Here is a 13,696-nt window from a genome sequence, read left to right as displayed (position 1 = left end):
CTTTAAATAGTTATTAAGTATAGTGTATAATTTATATTAAATTGTATTGATACAATTATGTTCTTTAAGAAAAGGGAGTATATATGGAAGAATATATTTTGGAATTAAATGAAGAAGAGCCTAAATACATTCAAATAGCAAATCATATAAAAAAATTAATAAACTCTAAGATAATAAATGACGGAGAAAAACTACCTCCTATTAGAAAGTTAGCAGAGTTTTTAAAAGTCAATAATGTTACTATTATTAACTGTTATAAAAAGCTTCAAAGTGAAGGTTATGCATATCAAAAGATGGGATCAGGAACATTTGCAAAAAGAAGAGAGTTAGTGCAAAGCTTTAAAAATGAGTACAGTAAAGAGATTAAGAATATAATAAATAAAAATTACGAAGATATAATTGATTTTACAGGAGAAAGTTTAATAGATGTATATTTTCCTATAAATGAATTTAAAGATGTACTAAATAAAGTTCTTGATAGAGATGGAGCTGAAGCACTATTAATACAAGAAACACTAGGATATAGTGAGTTAAGAGAGACAATAAATAAAGTATTTTGGAATAAAGAATTTGATGAAGAAGAAATTTTAATTTTATCTGGAGCACAACAGGGGATAGATATAGCAGCTAAAGCTATAGTTAATATTAATGATAATGTGATGGTTGAAAAGCCTACTTATGGGGGAGCGTTATCAGTATTTAAGTGGCGAAGGGCGAATATATTTGAAGTACCAATTAATGATGATGGAATTGATATAAAGTTATTCGAAGAAATCTTGAAGAAAAACAAAATAAAATGTTTCTATGCCATGAGTTACCTTCACAATCCTACAGGAATAAGTTATAGCAAGGAATGTAAACTGAAAATTTTAGAACTTGCAGAAAAATATGATTTTTATATAATTGAAGATGATTATCTTTCAGAATTGATATATGATGAAGAGTTAACTCATGAGCCTTTTAAAATTCTAGATAGAGGTAATAGAGTCTTTTATATTAAAAGTTTTTCAAAGATATTTTTGCCGGGAATTAGATTAGGATATATGATTTATCCAAATGGGTTTAAAGAAGTTATGCAGAGTTCTAAAGTAAATACAGATACAGCTACGTCAACTCTTATGCAGAGAGCTTTAGAGTTATACATAAAAGAAGGATATTTTACTGGGCATATTGAGTCATTGAAAAAAGAATATAAAAAAAGATATAATATAATGAAAAAACTAATTAAAGATGAACTTTCAAATTACGTTGAAATGAAGGAACCTAGAGGTGGTTTATATTTTTATCTTAAATTGAAGGATAAAAATATAAGTTCAAAAGAATTGTTTTATATATTAAAGGATAAGAAAATTTTTATTACCCCAGGGGTGATTTTTTATAAAGAGATAGATGGAGGGATAGATTCTTTTAGATTATGTTTTTCTCAAACAAATGAAGAAAAAATAAGAGAAGGAATCTATACTATTAAGGAGGTAATTGATAAATGGCATATATAACGATAAGACAATATGGTGAAGATGAATTTATAGAAAAAAAATCTCAATTTATAGGATATGCTAAAAGATGTGAAAGTGAAGAAGAAGCTAAAGCATTTGTTGCTGAAATAAAAAGTATGCACAAACAGGCTACTCATAATTGCTGGGCATATGTTGTAGGAAAAAATATGGGGATTCAGAGATACAGTGATGATGGTGAGCCACAAGGAACAGCAGGAATACCTATATTAGAAGTTATGAAAAAAAGCAATGTTACTGATTGTGCTATTGTTGTAACTAGGTACTTTGGTGGAATAATGCTTGGAGCTGGCGGTTTAACAAGAGCGTATACAAAAGGAGCATCAATTGCACTAAAAGCTGGCGGAGTGGTTGAAAAGGTTGAAGGTGTTAATGTATCATTAGAGATGGATTATGATATGATTGGGAAAGTTCAATATATGTGTGGACAAAATAATTGGCATATTGAAGATACAGAATATACAGATAAAGTTATTGTTCATATATTGGCAGAAATATCTGTAGCTGATGAAATAGAGAAGGCAGCAATTGAAGCTAGCAATGGTAAAATATTAATTAGTAAAAGTGATGCAGAGATATATTTTAAAGAAGATAATAGACTTTATAAAATGATTTAAGTATATAGCGTTAGCCTTTAGGTTAGCGCTTGATGATTATACAGTGTGTTTGTAATAGCTATATAATAATAATTTATGATTTATTAGTAGTAATAAATATTAATGGACAAGTAGATACTAAATATTGAAGACAATTTTATTTTGTAATAACGTACTAAGGGAGAGAAAATAAGAAAGTATGAATAGTAGAAGTAAAGATAGAAAGAAAGTTAAAAAGAGAAAAAAATATATAATTGCTGTAAGTTTACTATTTTTAATTATGACATTAGTATTTTGGAATTTATCAATAAAAAAAGTAACAGTTTTAGTAGATGGAAAAGAGATAGTGCATAAAACTAATAAAGAAACTGTAGGTGACGTAATAGATGAATTAGGTATAACTTATAGTGAAAATGATAAACTATCAAAAGGTATATCAGAAAGTATAAGTAATAATGACAACATAGTAATTACAAGAGTAAGTTTTAAAGAAGAGACAGTGGAAGAAGATATTACTTTTGAAGAAAAAGAAGTAAAAGATTATAAAATGCCTTTAGGAGAAAGTAGAGTAATAGATGAAGGTCAAGTAGGGAAGAAAACTTTAGTATACAAAATTACTTATGAAAATGGAGTTGAAGTAAAAAGAGAATTAATTAATGAAGAAATAATAAGTGATGCTTCAGATAGGATTATAGCAAAGGGAATATTTGATCCTACAAGCATGACTGTTTGTGTAAATAAAACAAGGACACTGGATAGCGATTATGAACCGCAAGACTTAGTAGTTCCTAATGTAAGATCATTGGTTAGTACAAGCAGAATAATGATGAAATCAGAGGCTGCAGCAGCGCTAGAAAATCTTTTCAAAGGAGCGGATGCTGATAGGGTGTATCTTTATGCTGTATCTGGATATAGATCTTATGATTATCAGGCAAGTATCTATAATCCATACTCAGGATATTCTGCACCACCAGGAGCAAGTGAGCATCAATTAGGATTAGCTATGGATGTTAATTCATCTTATTATGGATCGTCATTAACTACTGAGTTTGGATATAGTGTAGAAGGACAATGGGTTAGAGAAAATGCTCATAAATACGGATTTATAGTGAGATATTTACCAGGAAAGGAAGATGTCACAGGATATTACTATGAACCATGGCATATAAGATATGTAGGAGTGGATTTAGCTACAGAATTATATAATAGTGGACTAACTTTAGAAGAATATTATGGAGAATATTAATATTGAATAACTAAATCTAAGAGTTAGATTGTCAAGTGAAACTCCTATTTACATATGTTCATAGGAGTAAGTTCGAATAACTAAATCTTAGATTTAGATTCTCACTTAAGTAAATTGAAAAATAAATTTCGCTATGATATACTGTTTATGGATATTTAAGTAAAGAACAAATTATATTAATTTAGGAGGAAGAAAGATGTCAGGACATTCAAAATGGCATAATATACAAAACAAAAAAGGTAAAGCTGATGCGCAAAGAGGAAAAATATTTACTAAGCTAGGTAAAGAATTAGTGCTTGCAGTAAAAAATGGAGGTCCAGTTCCTGAGAACAACCCTAAATTAAGAGATGCAATAGCAAAAGCAAAGGCTGCAAATATGCCTAATGATACAATAAATAGATCAATAAAGAAAGCTTCAGGAGAGTTAGCTTCAGTTGATTATGAAAGAATAGTATATGAAGGATACGGACCATCAGGAGTTGCTGTTATAGTTGAAACATTAACAGACAATAGAAATAGATCAGCTGGGGATGTTAGAGCTGCATTCTCAAAAGGTGGCGGAACTTTAGGAACAACTGGGTGTGTAAATTTTATGTTCCAAGAAAAGGGTGAAATAGTAATAGAAAGAGCTGACTTAGATGAAGAAGAGGTAATGATGATGGCTCTTGATGCTGGGGCAGAAGATTTTGAAGCTGAAGATGAAGTATTTGTAGTAACAACATCACCAGATGATTTTGGAACAGTAAGAGAAGCTTTAGAAGCAGAAGGATTAGAGTTCTTAGAAGCAGCAGTAAAAATGATTCCAGATACTTATACTGAAATTGATGAAGAAGCAGCTAAGAAGATGCAAAAGATATTAAACATGCTTGAAGATAGTGATGATGTTCAAGAGGTATATCATAATGCTGAATTCCCTGAAGGATGGGATGAGTAAAAATTTATATAATTAATAAAAGATAGTTTTAACCTCATTGTCTTAAGTAATATTAAGTATAATGAGGTTTTTATTATATTTAATAGATTTAATAAGTTGGAGAGAAGAGAAAATGTTAAGATTAGCTAGTGAAAAAGATAGAAAAGAAGTACTAGATTACTGTTTAGGAGAACCAAATATAAATTTATTTATTATAGGTGATATTGAGAATTTTGGATTTGATAAGGAGTTTCAAAATGTTTGGATTCAATACGATGAAGAAATTATAAGAGGAATTGTATTAAGATATCATACTAATTTTATTGTTTATAGCAGAAATTTAGATATGAATTTTAAAGAAATTGCAGAATTGCTTGTAGAAAAAGATGCAAAAGTGGTTAGTGGAAAATTATCAGTTATAAATAAAATATATGAATTAATTGAAAATAGTTATAACAAACGAGAAATGTTTTTTTGCGAACTTAGAGATGAAAGTAAGTTAGAAGAAGTGAAAGAAGAAAATATAGTAATAGCTACTTCAAGTGACTCTATGGAAATTGCAAAAGCATATGAAAAAATAGAAGAATTTAAAGGTATGTACTCTGATGATTTAAATGAACGTTATAATCAAATTAACAATAGAATATTAAGTAAAGAAGGTATACATATATTTATTAAAGAGGATAACGAAATTATTGCTCATGGAAATACGACTGCTACTACAAGTGTTAATGCAATGATAGGAGGAGTTTTTACAGTTCAAAATCATAGAAATAAAGGATTAGCAAGTAAAATAGTATCATATTTAGCAAAGAGACTAATAAATGAAGATAAGTCTGCGTGTTTATTCTTCGATAATGAAGAAGCAGGAAGAATATATCATAGATTAGGGTTTGAAAATATAGATAAATGGTGCATGTTGATGAAAAAGTAAATTTTAATAAATATAATACTTTATCATTAAGAATTAGATAGTGTTATAAATAAGTATATAAAAGTGAAATAAAGACAAAATGAACCTATTGAATTTTAAATATAAACTTCAATAGGTTCATTTTTTATATAATTTTAAATAATTCATAAAATATAACAATTTTAGTTGTAGAATTTAAATTTATTTATGAGGGTATATGTAAATAATATCTTTTAAATAAATTAATTTATGAATAGTCACTATTTATAGGAAATATGAATAATATGAAGTAGATGTCTAAATATCATTAAAAGATACAAAGGAGGAATTTTGAAAAGTGACAAATTATAGAGGGATAGATATAAGCAATTGGCAAGGAAGTATAACATTTTCAGAAGTGAAAAATAGCGGAATAGAAATAGTATATATACAAGCAACTGAAGGAAATTATTATACAGATCCTTATCTTCAAGAATTTTATGATGGAGCTAAAGATAATGGGTTATTAGTAGGATTTTATCATTTTTTCAGTCCATCAATATCAGCAATAGTACAAGCACGGTATTTTGCTGATGCAATAAGTGGTTTAACTTCTGAGTGTAGATTAGTTTTAGATTTAGAAGAAGCTGGTGGTTATGAAGTAGGAACGTTATCTAGTATAGCAGTAGAATTTTTAGAGGAAGTTAAAAAGATTACTGGCTTAGATGTGGCTATATATACCTATGCAAGCTTTGCAAACAACAATATTACTACAGGATTTGGATTAGAGAATTATCCGTTATGGATAGCTGAATATGGTAGTAGTGAGCCAGAAGAAAATTCTATATGGGGTAATGCATATGTAGGATGGCAATATTCTGATACAGGAAATATATCTGGAATAAATACTAATGTTGATTTAGATATATTTAAGGAAGGAATTTTATTAAGTGATGATACAACAGTTCCTGGAAATAAAAAACAAGAATCTACTCAAAGTGGAGTTAAGTATTATGTAGTTCAAGCTGGAGATACCTTAAGCAGTATTGCAGCTAGATTTGGTACAACAGTAGCTAGTTTAGTTTCAATAAATAGTATAGCTAATCCTAATTTGATTTATGTAGGAGAAACATTAAAAATATATACAGATAAAACGGTATCAACTAGAACTAATTCATTTAGTAAGACTTATATAGTAGTTTCAGGTGATACTTTAAGTTCAATTGCATTAAGATTTGGAACAACAGTAAATGAATTAGTTCAGCTAAATAATATTACAAATCCAAATTTAATTTATCCAGGAGAAGTATTAAAAATACCAACAAATGTTTCTGTTAAAAGTGGAGCAACATCCAACCAACATTCATCAACTTATGTTGTACAATCAGGAGATACTTTAAGTGGAATAGCGAGTAAATTCGGAATAACTGTTCAGTATTTAGCAAGAATAAATGGTATAAGTAATCCAAATCTAATTTACCCAGGAGAAGTTTTAAAGATAGAATCTTCAGGTGTATCTAAGCAGGAACAAAGTGAAAGTTTAATATATACAGTTAAAGCTGGAGATACACTAAGTGGGATTGCGAAAAAGTATGGAACAACAGTTAGTAATTTGGTTAGTTTAAATAATATAAGTAATCCAAATATGATTTATGTAGGAGAAAAGTTAATAATAAGTAAAGATAAATCTAAAAATTTCACAGGATTAGTAGTTGTAAAAACAGGAGATACAATAAGTGGAATAGCAGCTAGATATAATACTACTGTAGATAATATAGTGAATTTAAATGATTTACAAAATTCAAATTTAATTTATCCGGGAGAAACATTAAAAGTTTAGATTTTATTATGACAGATAATAAATTAATAAACTTAATTTAGATAAAATTAAATTTAATAAAAAAATAGAATGGGAATGGTGAATAAAGTATATTTACCATTCTTTAGATTTAATAAATAAAATAGTAATTAAACTTCAAATTATTATAATATTTTAGTATTTACAATACTATAGATATTACGTAGAGAAATATATTTTGGAGGATAAGTATATGGAAGAGTTTAATTTGTTAGAAAAATTTGAATGTCATAAAAAGAAGATAATAGAAAATATTGATGCGGCAAAAGATATGGAACTAAATAAGATAACAGCAATTCTTGTTATTGATGATGATAGTGAAGAAGTACAAAGAAAGCTAATAAACTGGTTAATTATTGAAGGATATAAAGTTTCACTAAGAAGAGAAGAATATAATATTTTATCAATAGAATGGTAAGAGAAAATTAATTTTATACTGAATAATTTTTGTAAAAAGTGGAAATTATTATTCATAAGGAGTGATGGAAATATGAATAATAATTTTCAAAATGATAAATTTAAAAAAGATAAGTTGAAAAAAATATATTTTGGAGTTGGAGTAATAGTTTTATTAGGAATGTGCTTCAGCTTAAGCTATTTAATTACAGATTGGATAACAAAACCTAAATATGAGAATGCTCTTGAAGAAAAGACAGTTTATAATTCTACAGAGGTATTAGAAGATAATACAACTATAGCTTTAATGATTGGAGATAGTATTGATAAAGAGCAAAGTTTAAAAGATTTTAAAGAAGAAAATAATATTCAGGTTGATGTAAATCAACAATTCTTAATAGATTTTCTTGATGATTCAGGATATAAGCTTGAAGCATTAAGTGATGATAGAATTGTATTTAGTAAAGAAAATAGTGATAATACTCTTATAGGCGGTAAATATTACTTAGGTGAAAAAGATGGATATTTTGCTATTTATAAAACAGATGAGAATGGAAAAGCTTTTATAGAATCAGAAAGTGATGTTTTTAGAGATTATAAAAAGGTAAATACTATACCAATAGCTGCGGAAGAAGAAATAAAGTCATTTAAGCACTATTATGATTCAAAGGAAGAAGCATTAGAAAGATTAGCTGGTTATATGAATTAGAATTTATATATTTGAATTAAATTTGTAAAGTATATAAAATTAGTGGGAAAATAGCCATAAACATAGGTAGAATAAGAAAAATTAAAAAAGGGGACAATAGTATTAGAAACGATGGAGAGGAGGTCACAATATGAGCATCATTCCAGAATTTCAATATTTATTGGTTATGCCTGATGGTCATGTAAAGGGATTTAATGATTTAGATACTACTAAAGCATATATAAATATGTATTATATGCAGAAAGTTAGAAATTCAACTATAATAACTGAAGTAAATGACTTAACAGATAGTAGTGAGCAGTTTATTAACACCGTATGTCAGAATTTAGGCGTTATAGAAGGAGAATGTAGAGTATATAATACAAATGATATTATAGAAAAGCTTCAAGAAGATATAGTATTTGATGAAGAAAAGGAAGAAGTAATATCTAAATTATTAAGTAAAGATATTAATTTAAACATTTATGATTTTGCAATCGATAATATATTCAATGATGTTGAAGCTATTGATATAATGGAACCTTATGGTGAGTTTTGGAGTTAAAGTAAAATAATTTTTAAAAGGCTATCACAAATGTGATAGCCTTACTTTATTATTGAAAAAAACATTGTAAAATGTTAAAGTAGAAATGTTATGTTTATTACTTCAAGATGAAGATAAGGGGGGAATTGTATGTATGAATATATTAAAGGGAAGTATATTGGTATAAATAAAGATTATGTAATTGTTGAAAATAATGGTATTGGATATAAAATATTTACTTCTGGAGCTACTATGGCTGAATTGCCAAAAGTATCGGAAGAAGTTATGTTATACTTAGAGCAGATAGTAAGGGAAGATTTTATTGGTATATATGGATTCTCCACAAGAGAAGAATTAGAGATGTTTAAGTTATTACTATCAATAAATGGTGTTGGAGCAAAAGCGGCTTTATCTTTATTATCAATAAGTAGAATAAATAATTTAAGATATGCTATATTAATGGGTGATGAAAAACATTTATGTAGGGCACCAGGAATTGGCAAAAAGACAGCAGGAAGAATAATTTTAGAACTTAAAGATAAAATCAAAACTGATGATGTGGTTGAAGGTGTTGATATTCAAGAAGGATTTAAAGATATTGCTCCAAGTAATGCAAATGTTGTAGGTGAAGCTTTAGGGGCATTATTAGCTTTAGGATATTCAGAAAAAGAAGCTGAGACAGCTCTTAAGAAAGTTGATAAAACACAGTCTGTTGAAAATATAATCAAGGAATCATTAAGAGTATTAATGGGATAGAGGTGAAATAATGGAGAGAATTATTACACCAGCAGAAATGCTAGAGGACGGAAATGGAGAGTTAAGTTTAAGACCTCAAAAGATAAATGAGTATATTGGTCAAGATAAAGTTAAGGAAAGATTAAATATATTTGTAAAAGCAGCTAAAACTAGAGGAGAAGCTTTAGATCATGTTCTTTTATATGGACCTCCAGGACTAGGTAAAACAACCTTAGCAAATATTATAGCTAAAGAGATGGGTGGAGATTTAAAGATAACTTCAGGACCTGCTATAGAGAGAGCTGGAGATTTGGCGGCTATTTTAACAACATTAAAAGACAATGATGTTTTATTTATAGATGAGATACATAGATTAAATAGAAATGTAGAAGAAATTCTTTATCCTGCAATGGAGGATTACGCTCTAGATATTGTTATAGGAAAAGGTGCTGCAGCTAAGTCGATAAGATTAGACTTGCCACAGTTTACATTAATAGGAGCAACTACAAGAATAGGAATGCTTAGTTCACCATTGAGAGACAGATTTGGTGTGTTATGTGATATGCAGTATTATACTGATGAGCAATTAAAAGAGATAATAGTTAGATCTGCTTTTGTATTGGGCTGTGATATTACAGAAGAAGGGGCATTTGAGATTGCCAGAAGGTCTAGAGGAACACCTAGAATAGCAAATAGATTATTAAAAAGAGTAAGGGATTATGCTCAGGTATATTCGGATTCTTTAATTAGTTATAAAGAAGCAAAAGAAGCATTAGAACTTTTAGAAGTAGACTCTAAAGGGTTTGATAGGGTAGATAATAAAATATTGGAAGCTATCATTGATAATTTTAATGGTGGACCTGTAGGAATAGAGACATTATCTTACTTTATAGGAGAAGAACTTGGAACCGTTGAAGATGTTTATGAGCCATATCTTCTTCAAAAAGGTTTTATAGTAAGAACAGCTAGAGGTAGAGTTGCAACAGATGCAGCTTATGCTCATTTAGCAAGGACAAAAAAGAAGAAAAAGCACACAAATCAAAAGAGCTTTTTTGATAGTGAGGAGTAAAAAATGAAAACAAGTGATTTTAATTTTGATTTACCAGAGGAACTTATTGCTCAGCATCCATTAGAGAAGAGAGATTATTCAAGATTAATGGTGCTAGATAAAAAAACTGGAGAGATAGAGCATAGACATTTTTATGATATATTAGAATATCTAAAAGAAGGAGATACTTTAGTTTTAAATAATACTAGAGTTATGCCAGCAAGACTTTTTGGTCAAAAAGAAGAAACAGGAGCTAAAATTGAATTCTTATTACTTAAGAGAATTGAAGGAGATAAGTGGGAATGTTTAGCTAAGCCTGGAAAAAAAGTTAAGATTGGAGCTACTTTTACTTTTGGTGAAGGTAAGTTAAAATGTAAAGTAGTAGATATAGTAGAAGAAGGAAATAGAATTATTGAGTTTTCTTACGATGGTATTTTTGAACAAGTTTTAGATGAACTAGGAGAAATGCCACTTCCACCATATATAACTGAAAGGTTAGATGACAGAGAGAGATATCAAACAGTATACTCTAAGGAGAAAGGATCTGCAGCAGCTCCTACTGCTGGATTACACTTTACTGAAGAGTTATTAGAAAAAGTTCGTGAAAAAGGAGTTAACATAGCATATTTAACTTTACACGTTGGACTTGGAACTTTTAGACCAGTTAAAGTTGATGATGTAAATGAGCATGTAATGCATTCAGAGTACTATTGTCTTTCAGAAGAAGATGCTGATATCATAAATAATACTAAGAAAAATGGTGGGAGAGTAATATCTGTTGGTACTACATCAACAAGAACTCTTGAAACTATTGGAGATGAAAATGGATATGTGTCTGCAAAAAGTGGATGGACTAATATATTTATATATCCAGGATATAAGTTTAAAGTTGTAGATAACTTAATAACAAATTTCCACCTTCCAGAGTCAACGCTAATAATGTTAGTTTCAGCTCTTGCAGGTAAGGAACATGTTATGAATGCTTATAATGAAGCTGTTAAAGAAAAATATAGATTCTTCTCATTTGGAGATTCAATGTTTATAAAGTAATACAAAAACTAAGGAAGTGAAATTTTGAGTAAAAAAAGATATACGTTACTAAAAAAAGACGGAAATGCTAGAAGAGGAAGATTTGAAACTCCTCATGGAACAATTGAGACACCAGTATTTATGAATGTTGGAACTTTAGCTGCAATAAAAGGTGCAGTATCATCTATGGACTTAAAAGAAATAGGATGCCAAGTTGAACTTTCTAATACATATCATCTTCATTTAAGACCAACAGATAAGGTTGTTGCTAAAATGGGGGGACTACATGAATTTATGAATTGGGACAGACCAATACTTACAGATTCAGGTGGATTCCAAGTATTCTCACTTGCTGGAATGAGAAAAATTAAAGAAGAAGGAGTTTACTTTAATTCTCATATAGATGGTAAGAAAATATTTATGGGACCAGAAGAATCAATGCAGATTCAAAGTAACCTTGCATCAACTATAGCAATGGCTTTTGATGAATGTATACCAAATCCATCAACAAGAGAATATGTTGAAAAATCAGTAGCTAGAACTAACAGATGGCTTGATAGATGTATAGCAGAGATGAATAGACTAAATTCTCTTCCAGAAACAATAAATAAAGAACAGATGTTATTTGGAATAAACCAAGGTGGATGCTATGAGGATATTAGAATCGAACATGCGAAACATCTTGCATCTCTAGATATGGATGGTTATGCTATTGGTGGTTTAGCAGTTGGAGAAACTCATGAAGAGATGTATAGAGTAATTGAAGCTGTTGTACCTCACTTACCAGAAGATAAGCCAATATATTTAATGGGAGTTGGTACACCTGAAAATATAATTGAAGCTGTAGATAGAGGTGTTGATTTCTTTGACTGTGTATTACCAGCTAGAAATGGTAGACATGGGCATGTATTTACTGGAGAGGGAAAGATAAATCTATTTAATGCTAAGTTTGAGCTTGATAATAGACCAATTGATGAAGGATGTCAATGTCCAGCTTGTAAGCACTATACAAGAGCTTATATAAGACATTTATTTAAAGCTAAAGAAATGTTAGCTATGAGACTTTGTGTACTTCATAATCTTTATTTCTACAATAAATTAATGGAAGATATAAGAGCGGCTATTGATGCAGGAAATTATAAAGAGTTTAAAGAACAAAAACTTAGAGAGTGGAACATAAAGAAATAAAATGTAAATAAAGTATTAACTTTACCTAATATTTCTTTAATAATTGACAGATTATTATGTAAATAGTATAGTTTTCATTGAGACTATCTTTAAAATTAATATAGAGAAGGGAATGAATATAATGGGCAATGTAGGTGGAATGTTAGCTACTTTCTTACCATTAGTAATAATGTTCGGTCTTATGTACTTATTACTAATATTACCAGAGAAGAAAAGAACTAAAAAATATAATGCTATGTTATCAGAATTAAAAGTTAATGATGAAATAATAACTAGAGGTGGACTTGTTGGAAAGATTATAACTCTTGAAGATGAGTATATGGTAATACAATCAGGTCCAGATAGAACTAGATTTAAAATGCTTAAAACTTCAGTTTCTCAAAAAATAAATAAGAGCGAAGAATAGTAGAATAATACCTCCTTATGTATCATAAAAATGATACTAAGGAGGTGTTTTTTATGGAAATAAAAAGTTATTTTAACAATGTACTAAAAGGTGTAGTTGGTGCTTTTGCAGTAACTGTATTACTTACAGCTATTTTTTCTTTGCTTATATCTTTTGTAGAATTTAGTCCAGCTGTTTTTAGTGGAGTATTTGTAGTTATTACTTCATTAGGATTAATATTTGGAACAATAGTTGCAGCTAAGTTGCAAGGAGAGAAAGGTTGGCTAGTTGGATTAGCGGTAGGGGTATTATTTTACATAGCTTTATACGCAACAGGAGTTTTATTTGGCGCCGAACCAACACTAGGAGTATATGATTTTATTAAATTTGGTTTAAGTGTTCTTGTTGGGACTTTATCAGGAATGCTTGGAATTAACTTAGGAAAAGAATAGTTAATAATATAAGGAAAGGGGCTGTCTCTGAAATGATTTTTAAAATCATTTCAGTAGACGGTCTTTTTATTTTTTATTCATATATTTATATGAAATTATTTCTAAATGAACAAGTTTTTTGACACGACAAATAGGAGGTTATAAGCCTCCTATTCTCTGTAAAAAATATACCTTTACGCTATTTTCTTTTCATGCAATAATATACCATTTCT

15 protein-coding genes are annotated in these 13,696 nt (G+C 28.9%); all 15 read left to right on the top strand.

The annotated features are described in order from the left end of the window. Window positions 1-83 precede the first annotated feature (83 nt). A complete protein-coding gene (locus H8S10_RS13190; protein ID WP_055264839.1) occupies window positions 84-1,496 on the top strand; it encodes a PLP-dependent aminotransferase family protein in 1,413 nt (470 codons plus the stop codon). Beyond that, a complete protein-coding gene (locus H8S10_RS13185; protein ID WP_055264841.1) occupies window positions 1,484-2,131 on the top strand; it encodes a YigZ family protein in 648 nt (215 codons plus the stop codon). Before H8S10_RS13190 ends, H8S10_RS13185 begins: the two co-directional genes overlap by 13 nt. Before the next feature lie 178 nt (window positions 2,132-2,309). Then, window positions 2,310-3,356, top strand: a complete 1,047-nt coding sequence (locus tag H8S10_RS13180) for a D-alanyl-D-alanine carboxypeptidase family protein (protein WP_186839192.1) — start codon at window positions 2,310-2,312, stop codon at window positions 3,354-3,356. A gap of 196 nt (window positions 3,357-3,552) precedes the next feature. Then, entirely contained in the window at window positions 3,553-4,290 is a 738-nt protein-coding gene (locus H8S10_RS13175; protein WP_186839191.1) for a YebC/PmpR family DNA-binding transcriptional regulator, read from the top strand. A 112-nt stretch (window positions 4,291-4,402) separates the two neighbouring features. Further along, complete coding sequence (locus H8S10_RS13170; RefSeq protein WP_055264847.1) at window positions 4,403-5,203, top strand: GNAT family N-acetyltransferase; 801 nt, start codon at window positions 4,403-4,405, stop codon at window positions 5,201-5,203. 316 nt (window positions 5,204-5,519) lie between these two features. Next, window positions 5,520-7,001: a LysM peptidoglycan-binding domain-containing protein gene (locus H8S10_RS13165; protein ID WP_070205665.1), complete on the top strand. Its 1,482-nt coding sequence runs from the start codon at window positions 5,520-5,522 to the stop codon at window positions 6,999-7,001. 211 nt (window positions 7,002-7,212) lie between these two features. After that, on the top strand, window positions 7,213-7,437 hold the full coding sequence (locus tag H8S10_RS13160; RefSeq protein ID WP_055264849.1) for a hypothetical protein: 225 nt from the start codon (window positions 7,213-7,215) through the stop codon (window positions 7,435-7,437). Window positions 7,438-7,509: 72 nt separating this feature from the next. Next, a complete protein-coding gene (locus tag H8S10_RS13155) occupies window positions 7,510-8,124 on the top strand; it encodes a hypothetical protein (RefSeq protein ID WP_055264851.1) in 615 nt (204 codons plus the stop codon). Between the two features lie 130 nt (window positions 8,125-8,254). After that, window positions 8,255-8,668, top strand: coding sequence for a hypothetical protein (locus tag H8S10_RS13150; RefSeq protein WP_055264853.1), 414 nt, complete (start codon window positions 8,255-8,257; stop codon window positions 8,666-8,668). A gap of 129 nt (window positions 8,669-8,797) precedes the next feature. Then, a complete protein-coding gene (ruvA, locus tag H8S10_RS13145; protein ID WP_055264855.1) occupies window positions 8,798-9,403 on the top strand; it encodes a Holliday junction branch migration protein RuvA in 606 nt (201 codons plus the stop codon). Between the two features lie 10 nt (window positions 9,404-9,413). After that, window positions 9,414-10,451 carry a Holliday junction branch migration DNA helicase RuvB gene (gene ruvB, locus H8S10_RS13140; RefSeq protein WP_186839190.1) on the top strand — a complete coding sequence of 346 codons (1,038 nt, stop codon included), beginning with the start codon at window positions 9,414-9,416 and terminating at the stop codon, window positions 10,449-10,451. 3 nt (window positions 10,452-10,454) lie between these two features. Continuing rightward, on the top strand, window positions 10,455-11,480 hold the full coding sequence (queA, locus tag H8S10_RS13135; RefSeq protein WP_186839189.1) for a tRNA preQ1(34) S-adenosylmethionine ribosyltransferase-isomerase QueA: 1,026 nt from the start codon (window positions 10,455-10,457) through the stop codon (window positions 11,478-11,480). A gap of 24 nt (window positions 11,481-11,504) precedes the next feature. Then, window positions 11,505-12,647: a tRNA guanosine(34) transglycosylase Tgt gene (gene tgt, locus H8S10_RS13130; RefSeq protein WP_055264861.1), complete on the top strand. Its 1,143-nt coding sequence runs from the start codon at window positions 11,505-11,507 to the stop codon at window positions 12,645-12,647. Between the two features lie 121 nt (window positions 12,648-12,768). Beyond that, window positions 12,769-13,053 carry a preprotein translocase subunit YajC gene (yajC, locus tag H8S10_RS13125; RefSeq protein WP_055264863.1) on the top strand — a complete coding sequence of 95 codons (285 nt, stop codon included), beginning with the start codon at window positions 12,769-12,771 and terminating at the stop codon, window positions 13,051-13,053. 53 nt (window positions 13,054-13,106) lie between these two features. After that, window positions 13,107-13,484 carry a TIGR04086 family membrane protein gene (locus H8S10_RS13120; protein WP_055264865.1) on the top strand — a complete coding sequence of 126 codons (378 nt, stop codon included), beginning with the start codon at window positions 13,107-13,109 and terminating at the stop codon, window positions 13,482-13,484. Window positions 13,485-13,696: the final 212 nt, after the last annotated feature.

Origin of the sequence: Clostridium sp. NSJ-49 (assembly GCF_014287725.1) — a bacterium.
Classification (GTDB): Bacteria; Bacillota; Clostridia; order Clostridiales; family Clostridiaceae; genus Clostridium; species Clostridium disporicum_B.
Note: the sequence above shows the minus strand (reverse complement) of the source record. Positions and strands in the feature narration are given on the sequence as shown.